Here is a 20298-nt window from a genome sequence, read left to right as displayed (position 1 = left end):
GCGATATTCGTCCAAAGGTCGGGTGAGCGATCGTGCGGCACACGGGCGGGACGGACTGGACGGCCGACCGGGGTCGAGACCGGCTGGACGGGCCCTTGGCCGCCCTCATGGAGGAGACGGGCGCCTCCGTGGGCATGGTGTACCTGCTGGGGTCGGGCGAGCGGGTCCTGCGGCTCGGGTTCGTGGCGGGGGTACCCCCGCCCATCACCGCTCCGTGGGCACGCGTCTCCCTCGACGAGGCCATTCCCGTGTCCGACGCGATCCGCGAGCGGCGGCTCGTCTGGCTGGGCGGCGGCCAGGAGGAGATCGCCCGCCGGTACCCGCGGCTGGGGCTGGTACTCCCGTACGAGTTCCTCCTCGCCGCGACTGCGCTCGCCGACCGCGACGACGAGGTGCGGGGCGGCATCGTCCTCCTGTGGCCGGTCTGGCACCCGCCACGGCTCAGCGAGCGGGAGCGGGAGGCGATCGACACCTTCGCCCGCCACGCGGGGCAGCGTCTGCGGGAGGCCGCGGTGGAGGGTGGCGCGGAATGGCCGCCCGAAGGTGAGCCGCGCCTCCTCCCGGCACCGGTGCGGCGGCAGGAGGATCCCGCCCGGGCGGCGGCCGCCCTCGACTTCGCCGAACGGATGCCCCTGGGCTGCTGCGCACTGGACCTCGACGGCCAGATCACCTTCATCAACGCGGCAGGCGCCGACCTGGTCGGCAGCGAAGCGTCCCAGCTCCTGGGCAGGCGCCCCTGGGAGGTGCTGCCGTGGCTGCGCGATCCCCTCGTGGAGGACCGCTACCGGGCCGCCGTGGTGGCCCGCCAGCCGACGGCCTTCACCGCGGTCCGCCCACCTGACGTACGCTTGTTCTTCCAGCTCTATCCGGACGAGCACGGCATCAGCCTGCACATCTCCCCCGCCAGATCGGTCACCTCCGGCAAGGCCGACCCCGCCGCTCTCGCCCCCGCCCCGGCTGCGGCGCGGGTGTCGCACGTGGCGCAGGAGCCGGTGGGCGCCCTGGGTCTCTACCACCTGACGCACCTGGCCGCCGCCCTTGCCGAGGCCATCGGTGTCCGCGACGTGATGGAACGGCTGGCCGATCAGATCGTTCCGGCACTCGGCCCGCAGGGCCTGGTACTCATGGCGGTCGAGGAAGGACGGCTGCGGATCATCGGCCACCGCGGCTACGAGCCCGGGTTCATCGAACGGTTCGACGGCGCGCCGCTGACGTCGAGCGTCACCAACGCACAGGTGCTCGCCACCGGTGCCCCGGTCTTCTTCCCCAGCTACGAGGAGTTCCGCCGCGCCCACCCCACCGCGCCGCGCCAAGAGGGACGCAACGCCTGGGCGTTCCTGCCGCTGACCGCCTCCGGCCACCCGGTGGGCTCGCTGGTCCTCTCGTACGACCGGCCCCGGCCCTTCCCGGCGGCGGAACGGGCCCTGCTGACCTCGCTGGCCGGGCTGATCGCCCAGGCACTGGACCGGGCCCGGCTCTACGACGCCAAGCACGCCCTGGCCCACACCCTGCAGACCGGCCTGCTCCCCCACACCCTGCCGGGCGTCCCGAATCTGGAGGTCACCGCTCGCTACCGGCCGGCCGGGCACGGCATGGACATCGGAGGCGACTTCTACGACCTGATCCGACCCACCCCGTCGACAGTCCTCGCTGCCATCGGCGACGTCCAGGGCCACAACGTCAACGCCGCCGCGCTGATGGGTCAGGTCCGCACCGCCGTCCACGCCCACGGCACCGCCGGCGCACCGCCCTCGGAACTCCTCGCCCGGACCAACCGTCTGCTGACCGACCTCGACCCGGGCCTGTTCACCAGCTGCCTGATCGCCCAGATCGACCTCGCGCACGGACGGGCCCGGCTCGCCAGCGCCGGCCATCCGCCGCCCCTGCTGCGGTACCCGGGCGGATCCACCGACGTACTGGAGGTGCCACCCGGACTGCTGCTCGGCATCGAGCCATCCGCCGAGTACCCCACGCGTGAGATCTCCTTCCCGCCGGGCGCGCTCATGGTCCTCTACACCGACGGGCTGGTCGAAACACCCGGCGCCGACATCGAAGCGGCCACCGTGAGCCTTGCCCGGCACCTCGACGGGTCCGGAATGCAGAACCTGGACGATGTGGCCGACACCCTGCTGCGGCACGCCCAACACACCGCGCCCCGCACGGACGACATCGCCCTGCTCCTCGTGCGGGCGGCCCGGCAGCCCGAGGCATGAATGGCTCCCCAACGGGCGCGCGAGTCGGTGGAGCTCGCCGCCCCTCTGGCCGTTCCGGCGTTCACCTGCTCCGGGCCGCTACAGGTCGGGCGCTTCGGCGGTCTTCGCGGTGGTAGTGCTCAGCGAGGCGGGCCAGGGCGACGGCACCGAGCATCAGGCCGAAGTCGCGCAGCGCGATGTCGTAGTAGCCGGGGATGGTCAGCAGGTTGACGATGATGCCTGCCAGCCAGCCGGCCACCAGCCAGCCTCCGAAGCGCGGGGCGATGGCCACGACGATGCCCGCGACGATCTCGACCACGCCGACGGCATACATGGCGGCCTGCGCGCTGCCGGGGACGACATCGTCGATCCAGGGCGCGAGGTAGGACGGCCAGTCGACGAGCAGGTTCGTGAACTTGTCGAGTCCGAAGAGGAACGGGGCCGCCGTGAAGCCGGTGCGCAGGATCCAGAACGCTTGGCGTCCGGCTCGGAGAGCTCGGTGCGTCGGCGGGAGACGGGCGTGATGTTCGAGGCTGTCATGACACCCTCCTTCTATCAACAAGCTTCATTAACGATAGAAAGCTCGACGTCGTCTACGAGCGGCGCACCGGACGCACGGGACCCGGCGCAGGCAGGCCGGCCAAGCTCTACCTGCGCTCGGACCGGCACATCGCCGTCAGCCTGCCCGACCGGCGGTACGAGCTGGCCGGGAGACTGCTCGCGCAGGCGATGGAGGAATCGGAGGCCACCGGGGAACCGGTTCGGGCCGTTCTCCACCACAAGGCCGAGGAACTGGGCGAACAACTGGGCCGAGACGCGTCGGAGGGAATCGTCGAGACGCTGGAGCAGCACGGCTTCGAGCCGCGGCGCGAGGGCGACGCCATAGACCTGGCCAACTGCCCCTTCCAAGCTCGGCCCGGCAGCACACTCAGACCGTCTGCGGCATGAACCTCCACCTGCTGCACGGCATCCTCGCCGGACTCGGCGAGGATCGCCTCGAGGCGATCCTGACAGCGGAGCCCGGTCGGTGCTGCGTCCGATTGGAACCGGCCGCCTGAACCCTCACCGATCCACGGTCGGGCCCCGCCACGTCGACAACGGGCAACGCCGCCCCGTTCAGGGGACCGGTGCGGCGGGGTTCGGTGCCGGAGGGGCCGCTTCACGCTGGGTTCGGTGGCCGCGTACGCGAAGACGCCCGGCCGGGATGGTCCCGGCCGGGCGTCTTCGTTGCGTCTGCTGCTGTCCGCTGGTGGCTTAGTACCAGTGGTGGGTCTGCCAGAAGTTCCAGGCACCGACGGGGCTGCCGTAACGGGAGTTCATGTAGTCCAGGCCCCACTTGATCTGGGTGGCCGGGTTGGTCTTCCAGTCGGCGCCCGCGGAGGCCATCTTCGAGGCCGGCAGGGCCTGCACCAGGCCGTACGCGCCCGAGGAGGCGTTCGTGGCGGTGTGGTTCCAGCCGCTCTCACGGGAAACGATGTTGTTGAACGCCGCGAACTGCGCCGGGTCCTTGATCATCTGCTGGGCGATCGCCTTGGCGCTCGTCGGGGCCGCCTGAGCGGGAACCGTGGCGAGCATGGAACCGGCGACACCCACGGCGACGACGGCACCCGCGAGGGTCTTCTTCGAAGCGGCGATACGGCGGATGACGGACTTGGACACAGACAGACCTTCCGAAGGCAACAAGGACAGTCGCGGCATGCCGAAGACATGCGTGAGCCACTCACGCAAAGGAGAGGGATTCACCAGCGGCGGAGGTAAGCACCCGTGCCGCCCGGCGACTCATCCAGTTCTACAGACGCCCCCGCCCCCTGGCAACGACCCCACCTACTACGCACCCCCGGAGTCCGGGACCGGCGCCGCCTAAGCACACCGGAAGGGATCCGTGCAGGTGAGAGACGGTACGAGGAAGCGGAATCGCGCCGTGTGAAGGCTACTAGCCCGGTTCGTATGTGACGTGGGCCCTATGGGGCGGGTCACCACCGGGGACCCCGAATCTCACGCCGCGTGACCACACATACCCCCTTCTGCGGAGTGGCCGAACCCGGCCCAAACCCCTGAATCAAAGGAAACTGGCCCGCACCGCCCGGAGCCAGGAGGCCCGCGACAGCACCGAGCGCCGCAGCCGCCCGCGGAGGTCGACTACGGCGCCCGGCGCGAGGTCAGGAGGTGCGCTTCAGGGTCCAGGTGTTGGGGTTGAAGCTGGGGACCGCTGAGTAGCTGCAGCCGCTCGAGTAGTAGGTGCTGGTGATGGTCCAGCCGGCGGGCGGCCACGTGGACGCGCAGGCGTTGACCTGGGTGCCGACCGGGTAGCCTCTGAGGTCCTTGATCTGCTTGGTGTTGGGCGTGAAGCCGGAGCCGCAGCCGCCGCTGTTCCACCACTGGACGTCCACCCAGCCGTCCGGGGTGAGCGTGCTGGAGCACATGTTGAGTGTGTCGCCGGGTGCCGCCGAGGCGGGGCTCGCGGTGATCGCGAGGGCGGTAAGGGCCATGGTGGCCAGAGCGGCGGCGTAACGGGTGCGGATCACGAGACGTTCCTTTCAGCGCGCTGGGATCGCCGCCGACGGTCGGCAGGCCGTGCCAGGCGCCGTGTCATTGCTATCCGACAAGATCAAGCTACAGAAAGTCACCTTTTGGGCATAACTCTGCGGCGGTTTAAAGCCGTTGCCGATGATTGGCGCGGTTCCCACCGGTTTGGCGACCACGGCACGAACCCCGGCGGCGTACTGGAGGGCATGCCGGTCGACGTCGCAATCCGGCCACAGGGCATGCCCGACGAACCAGAGTCCATCAGGCAAGTCGCTTGTCGGGGGAAGGGCCTCTGTCGGGCTCTGTGACGGAGGTCTTCAGCCGACTGCTGTCGCGGTCAGTGGCTGTGGGATGTTCCGTGCGCCGGTACATCCTGGCGATGGCTGCGCACTGAAGCGCCATGGACAGCGCCATGGCCAGGCAGATGCCGGGCAGCCCCGAACCCGACAGGCCGTACGCAAGCGCGAGTTGGAGTGCCACGCCGCATGAGGTGATCCGCGCGAGGGCCGGGCTGCCGCCGCTGCCCTCGAACACCCCGCCCAGCGCGATGAAGCAAGCGAGAAGCACCAAGTACGGACCCAGGCAGCGCAGATAGAGTGCCCCCGCCTCGGCCACCTCTCCCTCGCCGCCGAAGGCAAGCATGATCCACGGTCCGGCGGCGAGCAGCGTGAGCATGGCCGTGAGTCCGAGTGTTCCGGCAAGGAGCAGTACCTGTCGTCCGATGGCCCGACGCTCGTCATGTCCGGTACCGAGCAGGTGGGCGGTGCGAATGGCGGCAGCCTGGCGTACCGCGTAGAAGGCCATCGTCGCGACGTACGTCGCCTTCGTCGCGACCCCGTATGCGGCGACCTCGCTGACGCCGATCCGGGCGACGATGGCGACGAGTGCGAGCGCCCCCGCCATCCGTGCGACGAAGTCGGCCGACATGGGAAGCCCGGTCGCCGCCGTTCTGCGCGCATCGGCGCCCAGCGAACCGGCCCGGTTCGGGGCCGCGTGGGCTGCCTGCCGCAGTACGCCGTTGCGGTGCAGCGCCACGAAACCGCAAATGAGCGCGACCGTCCGGCCCAGCACGGTGGCGATCGCCGCCCCACGCACCCCGAGGCCGAACCCCAGGATGAACAAGGGATCCAGCCCGAGGATCAGTCCGTTCGCGAGGATCGCGAGCTTCATCGGGGTGCGGGTGTCGCCCGCGCCCTTGAGAATGCCGTCGACGACGTTGGTGGCGAAGAACACCGCGATTCCCGGCAATGCGATCGAGAAATAGCCGGTGGTGAGGGGCAGCGAGTCGCCGCCGCTGCCGCCGAGCACGAGGTGGGCGAGCGGTTCACGGCACAGGTATCCGCCGATGGCGACCAAGGGTGTGACGAGCGCCCACAGGACCCACCCGCCGCGCACGGCGGAGCGCATCGCTGCCGGATCCTCCGCTCCTCTGGCTCGCGCGACGAGCACCGTCGTGCCCGAGCCGGCGACGAGGATGACGCCGAGCAGCAGGTTCTCGACATTCGTGGCGACAGCCACCGCGGCGACGGCGTCCGCGCCGAGCCGTGCCACCCAGACCATGTTGATGATCGCGGCCGTGACCCCCGCGAGAAGCTCGAAGTAGACCGGATACGCGAGCGACACCAGCGTGCGCCGGTGTTCTGCTGCCCCCATGACTGCACCCCTCTTTTCGCTGTACCTCTAATCGAGGTACAGCGAGAAGAGGTAGCATGACGGCGCGGGACGGGCAAGCGCGCCGACAGACGCAGGAAGGGGCACGGGGCATGCTGGAGCTGTCGATTCTGGGTTTCCTCTTCGAGGAGTCCCTGCACGGATACGAGGTGAAAGCCCGTATCCAGGGCCTCAGTGGCCACATCCGCCCGGTCAGTGACGGGGCGCTCTATCCGGCCATCTCCCGGCTGGTGAAAGCGGGTCTGGCCGAGCAGCGCACCGAGCCTGGAAGCGGTGCCGCGCCCCGCCGGATCCTGTCCCTCACCGAGGCGGGCCGCACCGAACTGCTGGCCCGGTTGCGGCACCCCAAGGAAGCCGAAATCACCGATGGGCAGCGCTTCTTCACCCTGCTCGCGTTCCTGCACCATCTCCCGGACCGTGCCGAGCAGGCCGCGGTCCTGCGCCGCAGGCAGACCTTCCTCGACATCCCGGCGAGCTTCTTCTACCGCGACGGCGAGCCCGTACGGGCCGAGGAGGCGCCGGATCTCTTCCGGCAGGGCATGCTGCGCATCGCTCGCGCCACCAGCACCGAGGAGAAGAAGTGGCTGGCCGAGGCAATCGGCAGCCTGGAGGGCTGAGCACAGGCCGGTGGCGGCGCCGATCCCGCCAGGGGTAGCCAGCGGGCCTCGGCGTCGCATCCGAGCGCTCTCTGTCCTTGCGCGCGGCCAGACTTCGGATCCAACTCGTTCAGCAATCGACGGTGGGATGGGCTATGGGGATGGTCGAGGAGCTGTGGCGGGCGGGGGAGATGCCGCTCCGCGACGGGCTGTACCGTCCGGACGACACCGGCTTGGAATTGCATGTCGACGGTCCGGGGGCTTACCACCCGGATGCCGGGCAGCCGATTCCTTTCCGTATCGGAGGGCCGTTCGACGTGGCCGAGGCCATTGAGGAGCACGGCATCGACGAGGTGGACACCTGTTTCGAGAGCCCGCTACCGGCCGGATCCGGGTGGATGTCCGGCGGGGGCGGCGGGATGGGCAACATCGGCTACCTCGCCCGCCTCGACGCCAGCCGTTCCTTGCAGTGGGTCGCCGTCATGTTCCGCTCCAACCCGTTCGTCAGGGTGCGCTACGAAGGCATGCGTGCCGTCTTGACCAACGACTGGGGGAACCGGCTGGTGCTTGATCTTGCAAGCCCTGCTCTCGGCTGACCCGCCCCTGCCCAAAACGGCACGCCGCAGCTCCGAGCTTCGCCTGCTCATGCCGGTGGCGGGCTGCACGGGCGTCACTTGCGATCACGCAGGAAGGTGGGGATCCCCTCGCGAGTGGGGAAGTTCGGCAGAGGTTCCGGTTCACCTCGGAGGAACGCGGTGACGACGGCGGCGGCTCGGTCGTTGTTGTCGTCCAGGCCGTTCCACATGTGGTGCCCGACTCCGGGCATGTACTGCGTGCGCTGAATGGCGGGGTCGTTGGCGAGGATGGTGGTCGCCCATTGGCGAACCTGGGAAGAACACTCGGCGATCATCAGCATGGCGGGCGTCTCCGAGCGCCTCAGCTGCGGGGCAATGGAGGAGGAGTCCTTCACCGTCTGCTGGATGCGGAGGCTGGCAGCGGGGCTGAAGGTGAAGTTCTGCGGCGTGTCTTCGGACGGGATGCGATGCGCGTCGCGCGCGCAGTAGGCAGATGCGGTGTCGCTGCCGAGGTCGGCGGCGGTGAATGCGTTGTCGCCTTCGGCTTGTCCGATCAGTCCGGTGTCAGGGGCGAGGAGTCCGAGTCGCATGAGGCCGAATGCCACGGCGTACCGGGGGGTGCGCGTTGATCGCGGTCCGGTCATGCTCGGTGCGAGATCGCGTGCGGACGGGCGTCCTTTGTGCCCGGTGATTCCCGATGTGGGTGCGTCCATCGGACCGGGCTCGGCGATGATCGCCCGGTGCAGCTGTGCGGCGACGGAAGGGTCGGCCAGGGCGCGGGTGAGCACAACCGCGCCTGACGAGAAGCCGAGGACGTCAGCCTCGCCCTTGCCCAGACGGTGGATGAAGGCGTTGAGATCACGGACCGATCTGGAGATCGCGTACTGGTCCATGGGGAGCAGGTCGCTGCGTCCGCCGCCGGCCTGTTCGTAGGCGTAGACGTCGTAGCCCTGGCCTGCCAGGAGTTGCAGGAACCGGTGGTCGAGTACCGATATGCCGCGGACCGGTCCCCCGTTGAGGTACACGAGCGGGATCGGGTGCCGGGTGCCGGGGTCTGCCGGCGGGTAGTGGTACACGGCGACCCTGCTGCCGGTGTCCAGGCTCCAGTGCTCGGTGGCCACGAAGGGCAGGGCGGGCGGGTACTGACGGGTCGTGGGAACGGTCGGAACGCAGACCGTCGCCGTCAACGCCGCCGCGAGAACCACCGGCACGAACGGCACGAGTCGCCCCGCCCGGGCACGACGCCGGCTCCGCCACAGTGCGGCGACAGAAGCAACTCCGAGGGCCGTCAGCCAAGCGGCGAGTCCCGAGCCGGCCCCGTCCGTGAGGACGATCAACACGAGAAAGACAACAACCAGCGCCGCGACGGCAGTCAGCGCCAGCAGTAAGCGTCCGGTGAAGCGGACAAGACGTATGGCGGATGTGGCCATGGCGAGCCCCCCAAGTTTCAGAACATTGTTTCAAAACGACGTTATCAGAAGGAGTAGGCTTCTCGTCATGGGCAGACCGAGGACGAACGACGAGGTGGTCAAAGAGCGCCTCGTGGCGTGTGCGACCGAGTTGCTGGCGACGGGTTCGCGGGAGTCGGTGACGGTCCGCGCCGTCGCGGCTGCCGCCGGCACGTCGACGACCGCGGTGTACTCCCTGTTCGGCGGCAAGGACGGACTGATCGGAGCGGTACGCGACGGGGCTGTCGCCGGCCTGTTCCAGGACTTGTCGGCGGTGCCGACCACTGAGGATCCCCTCGCCGACCTCTACGCCCTGGCCATCGCATACCGGCTATGGGGATGCGGACACAGCCACCTGTACACGGTGCTGTTCGGAAGGACGCAATCCTTCGATCCATCGGGCGCAGTCGGCACCCGTGACCCCATCCGGCCGCTCATCGCGGCGATCGACCGGGCTGTGACGGGTTCCGTCCTCGCCGGTGAAGCGACGCCGATCGCCCTCTCGCTGTGGGTCACCCTGCACGGACTGGTGACGCTCGAACTGGCTGAGGCCCTCGACGCCCACACGGCCGAGGCCGCCTTCCGATCGGCGATTCCCGCTGCCCTGCGCGGCTGGGCGACCCCCGCGGTGTTCGCCGGCCTTCGCCAAGCCGAATGTGAAGACACCACGTCATCCGAGGCCCGCGGCCCGGCCGCGGGCCCGCCTCGTCGGCGATGAAAATCCCTCTCCGATCGCCGGAGCACAGTGCTGGACAACCGGAGTGGAAAACAATCGGGAATTCCCCGACCTGCTGCGGCTGATCGACGAACGGTCGACCGCCTTCCGCGCCGCGGTCGCCTCCGCGCCCAGCCTCGACGTGCAGGTGCCGACCTGCCCCGAGTGGACGCTGCTCGATCTGGTCCAGCACCTGGGTGGAGGGGACCGCTTCTGGGCCGCCATCGTCGGCCCGCGGCCCGCCGACGCTCCCCCGGCCGAGGCCGCTGCCGCGCGCGCCGCCGTGGCTGCGCCGCGGGAGCGCGAGGCCTTGCCGACCTGGTCGGCCGAATCGACGCAGCTGCTGCTGAGCGCGCTGCGGGAGGCGGGCCCGGATCGCGGCTGCTGGACGTGGTGGGGTAGGTCGCAGTCGCCGCAGGACTCCGGTGGCGTCGCCCGGCACCGGGTCCAGGAGACCGCGGTGCACACCTACGACGACCAGCGCCTGGCCGCACAAGCCCGCCGCCTTCGACTTCCACGCCGCCGAGGGCCACTCCTGGCGCGTCACGGTCGACGGCAATGGCGCACGGCCCACCCGTCTGCCCACCACCGCTACGGGCGAGGGCCCGGACACGGCCGGCGCCTCTGTCCGGGGCACGGCCAGTGAGCCGGTCCTCTTCATCTACGACCGCATCCCGGCGGACTCCGTGCAGATCGACGGAGACGCAGGGCTGATCGACCTGCTCCGCGCCTGGGACCCGGAGGAGTAGGACGTAACGGGGCGCCACCCGCCGCGCCCCACACGGTGGTCATTCCCGAAGTTGTCGTCGTGGCTCAGCAGTTCGTGGCCGCCGTGACGTCCCAGCGGGTGACGTCGCCGCTCTCCTGGGCGACGTAGAGCGTGCCGTCGGGTCCGAAGGCGAGGCCGTGCGGTTCGCAGGCGGGGTCCGGCAGGGGGATTTCGGTGATCCGGCCGTCCGTGGTGACGCGGCCGATGCGGCCGGTAGCCCATTCGGTGAACCAGCACGAGCCGTCCGGTGCCACCGCCACCGCGTGCGGCCGGCACTGCGCGTCCGGCAGTGGGTACTCGGCGAACTCGATGCCGTGCGGGTCCAGTCGGCCGATGCTGCCGCTCCCGATCTGGGCGAACCACAGGGCTCCGTCCGGCGCCGCCGCCAGTCCGACCGGCGCGGCGCCGACCGTGGGCAGCGGGTACAGGCTGACCTCGCCGGTCACGGTGATCCGCGCCAGGGTGTGCGCCTGGTTGAGCGTGCACCACAGCGCGCCGTCGGGGGCGGTGGTGAGAAAGGACGGGTAGGAGTCCCTGCTGGGCAGCGGGTACTCGGTGATTTCGCCGTCACGGGTGATGCGGCCGACTGTTGCGGTGTGCAGCGTGGCGAACCAGAGGGCGCCGTCCGGCCCGGGGGTGATGCCGAATGGTCCGGGGTCAGAGCCCGGCAGGGCGTAGGAGCGGGCTTGGCCGTCGGTGGTGATGTGGCCGATGCGGTGGTCTCGGTTCCGGGTGAACCACAGGGCCCCGTCGGGGCCGGAGGTGATCAGGGTCGGGCCGCAGTCGGATGAGTCGAGCGGGAACTCGTCGATCTGCCCGTGCGGGGTGAGGCGGGCGATGCGTCCGGCGTGCACCAAGGTGCACCAGATGTTGCCGTCGGGGCCGGTGGTCAGTGCGTAGGGGCCGGAACCTGTGGTGGGGAGGGTGTAGGTGTGGATCAGGCGTGCGGGGGTGTGGGGGGTCAAGTGGGGCCTTTCCGGAGGGATTGGGGATGGCTTACGCCGCTGTTGCGGCGGCCGGTTCGGGGGCGCGCAGGACCAGGCGGTCACCCTGCCAGCGGGCGCACAGCCGGCGGTCGTGGCTGACCACGACCACGGCACCCGGGAACGAGGCGAGCGCCTCCTCCAGTTCCTCGGCCAGTGCGGGCGAGAGGTGGTTGGTCGGCTCGTCGAGCAGGAGTACGTCGGCCGGTTCGGTGACCAGCCGGGCCAGTGCCAGCCGCTGCCGCTGGCCGGCCGACAGGGTGGCGACCGCAGCGGTGAGCCGTTCGGGGACGAACAAGCCGAGCGACAGCAGTTGCTCGGTGTGTTCTTCGGGCGTTCCGGGGCGGCCTGCGGCAAAGGCCTCGAGGAGCGATCGGCGGGGCTCTTCCGTGTCGGTGTGCTGGGCCAGCAGTCCGGTTCGGGCGCGCCGTACGACGTGGCCCCGGTCGGGCGCGACGGTGCCGGCGAGGACGCCCAGCAGGGTGCTCTTGCCGGCTCCGTTCGGGCCGGTGACCAGGAGCCGGCCGTCGGCCGGCACGGCCAGGTCCAGCGGCGCGAGCCGCCACGCGACCGCCACGCCGTCCGCCGCGAGGACCACGCCGCGCGGGCCGTCGGTGCCGGCGGTGCCGGCGGTGCGCGGCACGGCGGTGAACCGCAGCGGCTCGGCCGGCGCGGGCACCGGCCGGGCCACCAGCCGGCCCAGCCGTTCCTCGGCGTTGCGCACCCTGCTCGCCAGGGACTGCTGTACCCGGCCTGCCGCACGGTCGTAGGCCATCTTGTTGCCGTCCTTCATCGCCCGGCCGGGAGCCACCCGGCGGGCAGTGACGGCGGCGGACTCCCGCAGCCTGTCCACCTCCGCGCACCACGCGGCGTGGGCCTGGGCGCGGCGCTGCCGTTCGGCGGCGCGCCCGGCGAGGTAGCCGGCGTAGCCGTTGCCGTAGCGGACCGCGCGGTGCAGGTCGCCGTCTACCTCCAGCAAGGACGTGGCTACGCGTTCGAGGAACTGCCGGTCGTGGGAGACGGCGACGGTGATGCCGCGGCGGGCGCGGAGATGGTCCTCCAGCCAGCTCAGGGCCGCGTGGTCGAGGTGGTTCGTGGGCTCGTCGAGGAGCAGCACCTCGGGGGCGGAGGCCAGGAGCGCGGCCAGCCGGAGCCGGACCTGTTCGCCGCCGGAGAGGTCGCCGACGGTGCGGTCGCGGGGCAGTCCGAGCAGTCCCAGGCCGTGCAGGGCGCGCTCGACCCGGGCGTCGGCGTCGTAGCCGCCGCGCAGTTCGAAGGCGGTGAGCAGGTCCGCGTAGGAGGTGAGGACCTCGGCCGTGGTGTCGCCGTCCGCCATACGGGCCTCCAGTCGGCGCATCCCGCCTTCCATGGCGCGGAGTGCGGCGAGGGAGCGGTCGACGACCTGCTGGACGGTCAGGTGGGCGGGCAGGGTCTCTTCCTGGGCGAGGTACCCGATGCCGCCGTCCGCGCGGACGGTGACCGTACCGCGGTCGGGGCGCTCGGTCCCGGCGAGCAGCCGGAGCAGGGTGGACTTGCCCGATCCGTTCTCACCGACGATGCCGAGGCGGGTGCCGACGGGGACGGAGCAGTCGACGGAGTCGAGGACGGTGCGGCCGTCGTAGGACTTGCAGAGGTCAAGCGCGGTCAGTTGTGCGGTCACGGAGCGGCTCCAGGGGTTCGGACGCGAGCAGGAGGGTGGCGGAGGTGGAGAAGTGGGTGAGAACCATCGGAGGACTCCCTATAGCGACGAATGTTGCTTTAAGATCGTTCCATGGATGCCACTGAGCACGCAAGCGAAGAATCCGGCCATGCGCACAACTCAGATCCGGCCACGCCGCGGCGGCGGACGGGCGGCCGCAGCGCCCGGGTCCGCGCGCAGGTCCTGGCGGCGGTGGGCGACCTGCTGGTGGCGGGCGGGTACGACGGGCTGACCGTCGACACGGTCGCCGAACGCGCGGGCGTGCACCGCACCACGGTCTACCGGCGCTGGCGCGACGTCGGCGGCCTGCTGGCGGACGTGCTCGACGCCGCGTCCGACGACACGTGGAGCCCGCCCGACACCGGATCGCTGGAGGGGGACCTCACCTCGCTCAACCGGGAGGTCTACGAGGCCCTGGCGGGCAGCGGGCCCAGCCTGACCACGGCACTGATCGCCGCGGGCTTCCGCTCGGCCGAGGCGGCCGGCGCCCTGGCCCGCTTCTGGGAGGACCGTTACGCACGCTGCGCGGTGGTCGTCACCCGCGCCACCGCGCGGGGCGAACTGCCCGGCCCGGTCGACGCGCGCACGCTACTGGTGGCGGCGACCGCTCCGCTCTACCACGAGCTGCTGCTCCTGCGGGCCGCACCGGACCCGGACCTCCCCCGCCGGGCCGCGGCGGGTGCCGCGGCCGCGGGGCGAGCGGGCGCCTTCGACACGACCCGGTGAACACCGGCAGCAGAGTCCGGGGGCGCGGCCCGCGCCCTCGGCTCGCGCGGGCCGGTGAACCGCGGTTTCGTGGTTACAGGGGCTGCTCGTCCCACCACGGCCGCGGCGTCGCGGCCGGCAGGCCCCCGACGCGACGGAGGAGGGCGGACGATGCCCCTACCCGGACCGGCAGGCGGCCGTCGCCACCGCGCGGCGGCGCTCGTCGCCGCGGCGGTCTGCTCGACCGTACTCAGCTGCCCCGGACCCGCCGCCGCCCAGGACGCGCCGTCGCCCTCGCCAGGCGTCCCCCGCCTGGACTGGAGCCCCTGCACGCCCGGCAGCCCGTACGACTGTGCCACCGCCCGTGTCCCCCTCGACCACGCCGACCCCGCCGGCCGGAGCATCGACCTGGCCGTGGTCCGCAGGAAGGCGACCGACGGCGCGCGGCGCATGGGAACCGTCTTCGTGAACCCCGGCGGGCCCGGCGGCCCCGGGACGGTGCAGGTCCCGCAGAACTACGACTCCTTCCCGAAGGAGCTGCGGGAGCGGTTCGACATCGTCAGCTGGGATCCCCGCGGCATCGGCAACAGCACGGCGGTGAACTGCTTCGACAGCACCGACGACGCCGAGGCGTGGGGGCGGGCCAAGCCGGTCGGGTTCCCCGTGGGAGACAAGGAGCGCAAGACCTGGATCGACGCCTACGAGGACCTCGGCCGGCGCTGCGAGAAGCATGACTCCGAGCTCCTGCGCCACGTGTCGACCGCCGACACCGCCCGAGACCTCGACCTGCTCCGGCAGGCCGTGGGCGAACCGCAGCTCAACTACTTCGGCGTCTCCTACGGCACGATCCTCGGCGCCACCTACGCAAACCTGTTCCCCGACAAGGTCCGCGCCATGGTCCTGGACAGCAACATCGCGCCCTCCGCATGGACGAACGGCGGCCGACCGGACGCCCGGACCACCACGCTCCTGCGCATGGGTTCCGACCGCACCGCCGCGGCCACCCTGGACCGGTTCCTCGACCTGTGCGGATCCGCCACCACGGACCGCTGCGCCTTCTCGGCCGGCAGCCCGAAGGCGACCCGCGCGAAGTTCGACCAGCTGATGCAGCGCCTCAGGGAACGCCCGGTGGACACGTGGACGTACGCCCGGACGGTCGCCGACACGGTGAGCAGCCTCTACATCGTCGACCCGGGCTGGGCGGACCTCGCCCGGCGCCTCCAGGACCTGTGGCAGGGCCGGGTCCCGAAGCCGCCCGTGTTCCCGCCCCCGCCCCCCGTCGCGCACCCCGCCCCGTACCTCGGCGAAGAACAGGCGGCGGCCGTGTGGTGCGGCGACAGCCCCAACCTCCGCGATCCCGCCGCCTACCACCGTCTGGCGGAGGACAGCGCCCAGCGGGCGGGCGACGCCGGCCGCTACTGGACCTGGTCCGGAGAGCCGTGCGCCACCTGGCCGGCCCAGGCCGCAGACCTCTACACCGGACCGTGGAACAAGCCCACCGCGCACCCCGTCCTCGTGGTCGGCACCAGGTACGACCCCTCCACGCCGTACGCGGACTCCGAGGTCATGGCGAAGGAACTGGCCGACGCCCGCCTGCTCACCCATGACGGGTACGGCCATACCGCCCTGTTCAACAACGCCAGCAGCTGCGTGAAGACGTACGAGAGCCGCTACTTCGTCGACGGCACGCTGCCACCCCCCGGGACCACCTGCCGACCGGACAAGCAGCCCTTCTCCTGAACGCTCGGGCCCGGGCCTGACCGACGCCCTCGGCGTCCCCGGCACGTCCGGCCGGGCACGGGCGGTCCACCACGGGGCCGGCTACTGTTTCAGACCGATTTCCGCGCATGCGGCCTTGAGCGCGTCGGTGCAGATCTCCTCGGCGGTGTAGACGCCGTCGAGGACCACGGTGGTCCTGATGTTGTCGCGGGTCACGGGCACGCTGGGAATGAGGACGGCGGGCACGCGCTTGACGGTGGGGCTGCTGACCACGTCGTTGATGACCCCGTCGGTCTTCTCGCCGTGGGCGAGGATGACGGCGAGTTCGGCTGCGGCCTCGGCCTCGCGGGCGTAGGACTTGTAGATGCTCGTGAACTGCTCGCCCGCCACGATGCGCCGCACGGCGGCGAGTTCGATGTCCTGGCCGGTGACCGGGGGCAGCGGGAAGAAGCCTGCGGCCTTGAGGGCGGCGATGACGCCGCCCGCCATGCCGTCGTTGGCGGAGTAGACGCCGACGATCTTGTCCTTGCCGAGTGCCGAGAGCGCGGCCGTCATGTTGGTGCTCGCGTTCTCCGGCTTCCACTCGGCGGTGTCGTACTCCTTGCCGATGTTCACCTTGCCGTCGAGGACGGAGTGGGCGCCGGCCTTGTAGCGGGCGGCGTTGGGGTCGGTGAGCGCTCCGTGCATCATGACGATCTTCCCGTTCCTGGCATTGCTGCCCAGCGCCTCCAGCAGGGACTTTCCCTGGATCCGGCCGATGTCCTCGTTGTCGAAGGAGGTGTACGCGTCGATCGGGCCTTCGGCCAGGCGGTCGTAGGCGACGACCGCGATGCCCGCGGCCTTGGCCTTCGCCACCGCCCCCGCGATCGCCTTGGAGTCCACCGCGTCGATGACCAGGACGTCGACCTTGTTCTCGATCATCGTGTCGGCCTGGGCGTTCTGCTTGGCCGCGTCCCCCATGGCGTTTGCGTAGATCACCTTGCCCTTGCCGAAGGTCAGGAGGGCGACCTTCTTCTCCATCAGCGGCTTGTCGAACTTCTCGTAACGCGCAGTCACGTTCTCGGGGAGCAGCAGGCCGATCCTGACCTTGTCACCGCCGCGCCCGTCGCCCTCGTCGATACTGCCGCAGGCGGCGAGGGTGACGGTGAGCGCCAGAGCGGCCAGAGCAGCAGAAGCACGCGGATACGGGTTCACGGGGTGGGACCTCCCTGACGGGGCCGTGTCCGTACGGCCGAGGTGGCGCGGAACACCTTTCCCTCTCCGCTGAGCCGGAGCGTGTCGCCGGCGGGTGCGTAGACGGCGCGGCCGGGACCGAGCGGCACCGAGCGTCCTTCCGAGGCGACGGTCGCTTCACCGCGGACACACAGCACGATCTGGGGTGCGTCGGCCATGAGCGTGCGCGGCGCGTCCGTTCGTACGAGGTCGAACCGCGAGAGGCTGAAGTCGTCGACAGGGGCCGGGTAGACGTGCTCCCCGGTCGCCGCGTCCCACCGCGCGGCGAGGGCTCGGACCGGGAACGCGGTGAAACGGACGATCTCCAGCAGTTCGGCCGCATCCACGTGTTTCGACGTCAGGCCGCAGCGCAGGACGTTGTCGGAACTGGCCATGATTTCCACGCCGAGGCCGGACAGATACGCGTGCGCGATGCCCGCGCCGAGGAACAGCGCCTGCCCCGGTTCCAGCTCCACGTGATTCAGCATCAGGGCGGGCAGCAGGCCGGGATCGTCGGGATGGGCGTAGGTGATGGCTGCATACGCGGCGAGGTCCGCCTCGTACGGTCCACCGTCCGCGGAGGTGCGCCGGACGGCCTCGGTGACGGCGGTGAGGAGAGCGGTCGGCGCTGTCAGGAAGGCGGTGAAGACCTCCCGGAGGGCGGCGTCGCCCGGGCGGGCGCGAAGCGCCGCGGCATACGGCGTGAGGTCAGGGACGTCGAGGAGTTCCAGGAGGCCGGCGCACCGCTCGGGAGCGCGGAAGCCGCACAGGGCCTGGAACCGGGTCAGGGCGACGATCATCTCGGGCTTGTGCTGGTCGTCGCGGTACGTACGGTGCGGAGCGTCGAGCGGGATCCCCAGGGCGTTCTCCCGCGCGAAACCGGCGGCGGCCTGGGCGAGGTCGGGATGGACCTGGACCGACAGGGGGGTGTCGACGGCCAGCACCTTCAGCAGGAACGGCAGTCGCGGGCCGAACCGGCGCGCGAGGGCGGGTCCCAGTTCGGCCATCGGGCTGGCGGCGAGCAGCTCATCGAGGGCGATCGGCCCTTGTCCCCGGTCGACGTGGGACGGGGCGGCGGGGTGGGCGCCCAGCCACAGTTCGGCCTGGGGTTCGCCGGTGGGCGGTATGCCCATCAACTCGGCGAGGGCGGTGGTGGAGCCCCAGTCATAGGGCTGGATGGTGGTGGTGAGCAGGTCCACGGTCGCTTGGCTCCCGTCGGTTACGGGTGGGCGGTGGGTAGCTGATACGTTCCGCGCCCCGAGTGCGACAGCCCGGCTACGGCGGCGGCTCCGATGAGTCCGGCGTCCGTCGCGAACTTGGCGGGCACGACGGGCAGGTCGCGGGTGAAGTCGAGGACGGCGTAATCGGCGAGGTGGCGCCGGAGGGGCGCGAGCAGTGTCGCGCCGGCCTGGGCGACACCGCCGCCGATGACGACCAGGTCGAGTTCGACGAGTGCCGCCGTCGCGGCGATCGCGGCGGCGAGGGCCCGTCCTGCACGGTCATATGCCGCAGCGGCTCGCGGATCACCTGCGCGGGCGGCGTCCGCGACCGCTGCGGCCGTCGGCTGGACACCGGCGGGCGGCACCCAGCCGGATTCCACGGCGTGGGCGGCGATGGCGGTGCCGCTGGCGAGCCGCTCCACACAGCCGCGCGCTCCGCACGGGCACTCGGGCCCCCCGGCGTGGTCGACGGTGAGATGGCCGATGTGCCCGGCGTTGCCCGACGGGCCGGCATACAGCGCCCCGCCCAGGATCAGGCCGCCGCCGATGCCGGTGGAGACCACCATGCCCAGGACGTTGTCCACTCCTCTGGCGGCGCCCGCCCAGTGCTCGGCGGCGGTCATCGCGACCGCGTCCCCCACCACAACGGGCTCGACGCCGCGCGGGACGCGGGGAAGCGCCCGTATCCGCTCGGCCAGTGGAAAGGCGCGCCAGGCCGGGATGTTGACCGGGCTGACCGTCCCGGCCACGGTGTCGACCGGGCCCGCGCTGCCGATGCCCAGGTGGGAGATCGCGTTCCACTCCGGGTGGACGGCTATGTCGTCCAGGACCGCCGCGACCGCGGCCATCATCTCCTCGGCCGTGCCGTGGGCCGGGGTGGCGCACTGCGACCGGGCCACCAGGTGGCCGTCGGCGTCGACGAGCCCTCCGGCGATCTTGGTACCACCGATGTCGAGTGCTCCGTACACGAGCGCATCCATTCTTTCTCTCGGGACTTCTCGCGGGCAGGCGTCACCGCGTCGCCGGGGTCGATCGCGTTGTCTCACGCCTGTCCGCATGGCCTGCCGGGTCGTCGCGCCCCGGAGCACTGCCGGGGCGCGACGTCGCAGGGTGGTGTGTTACTTGGTGAGCGGGGACAGCTTGGGGTCGTTGGCGTAGGCCTCGGCCGCGTTCTGCTTGGTCACGATGACCGGCTGGAGGAGGTAGGCCGGGACGACCTTGGAGCCGTTGTCGTACGACTTGGTGTCGTTGATCTGCGGCTGGTCGCCCTTCTGCAGGGCTGTGACCATGCTGATCGTCTCGGCGACGAGCTTGCGCGTGTCCTTGTTGATGGTGGAGTACTGCGCGCCAGCCATGATCGACTTCACCGACTCGACCTCGGAGTCCTGACCGGTGACGACCGGGACCGGCTTGCCGGCGCCCTTCACGGAGGTGAGGATCGCGCGGGCGAGGGTGTCGTTCGGCGACAGGACGCCGTCGAGCTCCTTGCCGCCGTTGTAGGTCGAGGTCAGCAGCGAGTCCATGCGCTGCTGGGCGTTCTCGGCCTTCCAGCCCTGGATCGCGGTCTGCTTGATGTCCTTCTGATCGGATCCGACAACGATGTCACCCTTGTCGATCAAGGGCTTGAGGACAGACAGCGCGCCGTCGAAGAAGACCTTCGAGTTGTTGTCGTCCGGCGAGCCGGAGAACAGCTCGATCGTCCACGGGCCCTGCGCCTTCTTGGCCTTCATGCCGTCGACGAGGGCCTGCCCCTGCAGCTGGCCGACCTTGAAGTTGTCGAAGGCGATGTAGTAGTCGACGTCGCGTGTGTTGGTGATGAGGCGGTCGTAGGCGATGACGGCCGCGCCGGCCTGCTTGGCCTGTGCCACCTGCGTGGCGAGCTGCGAGGCGTCGGTGGCGCCGACGACGATCACCTTGGCGCCCTTGGTGACCATGGCGGAGATCTGCGACTGCTGGTCCGCGACGGTGGTGGAGGCACCCGCGTACTGCACGTCGACCTTGAAGCCCGCCGCCTTCAGGCCGTCGGTGAACAGGTCACCGGCGAGCACCCAGTTCTCCGAGGTCTTGGACGGCAGCGCGACACCGACGAGGGAGTCCTTCGCGAAGCCCTTGGCGTCGGCGCTCCCGGTGCCGGTGGACCCTTCGCGTTCGTTGGAGCAAGCCGTGCCCATGGTGAGCAGGGCGACGGCGCCGACCGCGGCGATGCCTCTGGTGATGATTCTGCGCATGGTGAGTCGAGCCCTTCGTGCAGTGTTGTTGTGTTGCCGG

Annotated in this window: 18 protein-coding genes and 1 pseudogene; 8 read left to right on the top strand and 11 right to left on the bottom strand. The window is 70.8% G+C overall.

Annotated features, from left to right (window positions below):
• The first annotated feature begins 32 nt into the window (after positions 1-32).
• Positions 33-2213, top strand: a complete 2181-nt coding sequence (locus tag OG429_RS37850) for a SpoIIE family protein phosphatase (protein WP_328929785.1) — start codon at positions 33-35, stop codon at positions 2211-2213.
• A 61-nt stretch (positions 2214-2274) separates the two neighbouring features.
• Here OG429_RS37850 and OG429_RS37845 read toward each other — a convergent pair whose 3' ends face one another.
• Positions 2275-2655 carry a hypothetical protein gene (locus OG429_RS37845; protein ID WP_328930544.1) on the bottom strand — a complete coding sequence of 127 codons (381 nt, stop codon included), beginning with the start codon at positions 2653-2655 and terminating at the stop codon, positions 2275-2277.
• A 119-nt stretch (positions 2656-2774) separates the two neighbouring features.
• Between OG429_RS37845 and OG429_RS37840 the strand changes: the two are divergent.
• A pseudogene (locus OG429_RS37840) lies at positions 2775-3250 on the top strand (transcriptional regulator); the annotation flags it as partial.
• 196 nt (positions 3251-3446) lie between these two features.
• Here the strand turns inward: OG429_RS37840 and OG429_RS37835 are convergent.
• The 3 genes from OG429_RS37835 to OG429_RS37825 form a co-directional block, all read right to left on the bottom strand.
• Positions 3447-3890, bottom strand: a complete 444-nt coding sequence (locus tag OG429_RS37835; RefSeq protein WP_405676627.1) for a transglycosylase SLT domain-containing protein — start codon at positions 3888-3890, stop codon at positions 3447-3449.
• 461 nt (positions 3891-4351) lie between these two features.
• A complete protein-coding gene (locus OG429_RS37830) occupies positions 4352-4717 on the bottom strand; it encodes a hypothetical protein (protein WP_328929784.1) in 366 nt (121 codons plus the stop codon).
• A 262-nt stretch (positions 4718-4979) separates the two neighbouring features.
• Positions 4980-6371, bottom strand: coding sequence for an MATE family efflux transporter (locus tag OG429_RS37825; protein WP_328929783.1), 1392 nt, complete (start codon positions 6369-6371; stop codon positions 4980-4982).
• Between the two features lie 110 nt (positions 6372-6481).
• Between OG429_RS37825 and OG429_RS37820 the strand changes: the two genes are divergently transcribed.
• Entirely contained in the window at positions 6482-7006 is a 525-nt protein-coding gene (locus tag OG429_RS37820; protein WP_328929782.1) for a PadR family transcriptional regulator, read from the top strand.
• A 140-nt stretch (positions 7007-7146) separates the two neighbouring features.
• A complete protein-coding gene (locus tag OG429_RS37815; protein WP_328929781.1) occupies positions 7147-7581 on the top strand; it encodes a hypothetical protein in 435 nt (144 codons plus the stop codon).
• Positions 7582-7655: 74 nt separating this feature from the next.
• Here the strand turns inward: OG429_RS37815 and OG429_RS37810 are convergent, their stop codons facing one another.
• Entirely contained in the window at positions 7656-8780 is a 1125-nt protein-coding gene (locus tag OG429_RS37810; RefSeq protein WP_328929780.1) for an alpha/beta hydrolase, read from the bottom strand.
• Positions 8781-9057: 277 nt separating this feature from the next.
• Between OG429_RS37810 and OG429_RS37805 the strand changes: the two genes are divergently transcribed.
• Entirely contained in the window at positions 9058-9726 is a 669-nt protein-coding gene (locus OG429_RS37805) for a TetR-like C-terminal domain-containing protein (RefSeq protein ID WP_328930543.1), read from the top strand.
• A 43-nt stretch (positions 9727-9769) separates the two neighbouring features.
• On the top strand, positions 9770-10369 hold the full coding sequence (locus OG429_RS37800; protein WP_328929779.1) for a maleylpyruvate isomerase N-terminal domain-containing protein: 600 nt from the start codon (positions 9770-9772) through the stop codon (positions 10367-10369).
• A 167-nt stretch (positions 10370-10536) separates the two neighbouring features.
• Here OG429_RS37800 and OG429_RS37795 read toward each other — a convergent pair whose 3' ends face one another.
• Together OG429_RS37795 and abc-f are read right to left on the bottom strand one after the other, a co-directional pair.
• The gene (locus tag OG429_RS37795; protein WP_328929778.1) at positions 10537-11457 is read right to left on the bottom strand and encodes a Vgb family protein; all 921 of its coding nucleotides are present in this window, start codon (positions 11455-11457) and stop codon (positions 10537-10539) included.
• A gap of 31 nt (positions 11458-11488) precedes the next feature.
• The gene (gene abc-f / locus OG429_RS37790) at positions 11489-13135 is read right to left on the bottom strand and encodes a ribosomal protection-like ABC-F family protein (RefSeq protein WP_328929777.1); all 1647 of its coding nucleotides are present in this window, start codon (positions 13133-13135) and stop codon (positions 11489-11491) included.
• Positions 13136-13246: 111 nt separating this feature from the next.
• Between abc-f and OG429_RS37785 the strand changes: the two genes are divergently transcribed.
• Both OG429_RS37785 and OG429_RS37780 read left to right on the top strand, forming a co-directional pair.
• On the top strand, positions 13247-13900 hold the full coding sequence (locus OG429_RS37785; protein WP_328929776.1) for a TetR/AcrR family transcriptional regulator: 654 nt from the start codon (positions 13247-13249) through the stop codon (positions 13898-13900).
• Positions 13901-14050: 150 nt separating this feature from the next.
• The gene (locus tag OG429_RS37780; protein ID WP_328929775.1) at positions 14051-15619 is read left to right on the top strand and encodes an alpha/beta hydrolase; all 1569 of its coding nucleotides are present in this window, start codon (positions 14051-14053) and stop codon (positions 15617-15619) included.
• A gap of 81 nt (positions 15620-15700) precedes the next feature.
• Here OG429_RS37780 and OG429_RS37775 read toward each other — a convergent pair whose 3' ends face one another.
• The 4 genes from OG429_RS37775 to OG429_RS37760 form a co-directional block, all read right to left on the bottom strand.
• A complete protein-coding gene (locus OG429_RS37775) occupies positions 15701-16792 on the bottom strand; it encodes a sugar ABC transporter substrate-binding protein (protein ID WP_328929774.1) in 1092 nt (363 codons plus the stop codon).
• Positions 16789-18009 (bottom strand): mannose-6-phosphate isomerase, class I, encoded by a 1221-nt coding sequence (manA, locus tag OG429_RS37770; protein WP_328929773.1) that lies wholly within the window; start codon positions 18007-18009, stop codon positions 16789-16791. Before manA ends, OG429_RS37775 begins: the two co-directional genes overlap by 4 nt.
• A 20-nt stretch (positions 18010-18029) precedes the next feature.
• Positions 18030-19010, bottom strand: a complete 981-nt coding sequence (locus tag OG429_RS37765) for an ROK family protein (protein ID WP_328929772.1) — start codon at positions 19008-19010, stop codon at positions 18030-18032.
• Positions 19011-19148: 138 nt separating this feature from the next.
• The gene (locus OG429_RS37760) at positions 19149-20258 is read right to left on the bottom strand and encodes a sugar-binding protein (protein WP_328929771.1); all 1110 of its coding nucleotides are present in this window, start codon (positions 20256-20258) and stop codon (positions 19149-19151) included.
• Positions 20259-20298: the final 40 nt, after the last annotated feature.

It is taken from the genome of Streptomyces sp. NBC_00190 (assembly GCF_036203305.1).
Classification (GTDB): domain Bacteria; phylum Actinomycetota; class Actinomycetes; order Streptomycetales; family Streptomycetaceae; genus Streptomyces.
The sequence above is the reverse complement of the archived record's forward strand: the minus strand, read 5'-3'. Positions and strand labels throughout refer to the sequence as shown.

Bases quoted from the DNA above. Each gene is read 5' to 3' on its own strand.
- OG429_RS37835 (WP_405676627.1), bottom strand. From the start codon at position 3,890: ATGCCGCGACTGTCCTTGTTGCCTTCGGAAGGTCTGTCTGTGTCCAAG.
- OG429_RS37825 (WP_328929783.1), bottom strand. From the start codon at position 6,371: ATGGGGGCAGCAGAACACCGGCGCACGCTGGTGTCGCTCGCGTATCCG.
- OG429_RS37820 (WP_328929782.1), top strand. From the start codon at position 6,482: ATGCTGGAGCTGTCGATTCTGGGTTTCCTCTTCGAGGAGTCCCTGCAC.
- OG429_RS37815 (WP_328929781.1), top strand. From the start codon at position 7,147: ATGGTCGAGGAGCTGTGGCGGGCGGGGGAGATGCCGCTCCGCGACGGG.
- OG429_RS37805 (WP_328930543.1), top strand. From the start codon at position 9,058: ATGGGCAGACCGAGGACGAACGACGAGGTGGTCAAAGAGCGCCTCGTG.
- OG429_RS37785 (WP_328929776.1), top strand. From the start codon at position 13,247: ATGGATGCCACTGAGCACGCAAGCGAAGAATCCGGCCATGCGCACAAC.
- OG429_RS37780 (WP_328929775.1), top strand. From the start codon at position 14,051: ATGCCCCTACCCGGACCGGCAGGCGGCCGTCGCCACCGCGCGGCGGCG.
- OG429_RS37765 (WP_328929772.1), bottom strand. From the start codon at position 19,010: ATGGATGCGCTCGTGTACGGAGCACTCGACATCGGTGGTACCAAGATC.
- OG429_RS37760 (WP_328929771.1), bottom strand. From the start codon at position 20,258: ATGCGCAGAATCATCACCAGAGGCATCGCCGCGGTCGGCGCCGTCGCC.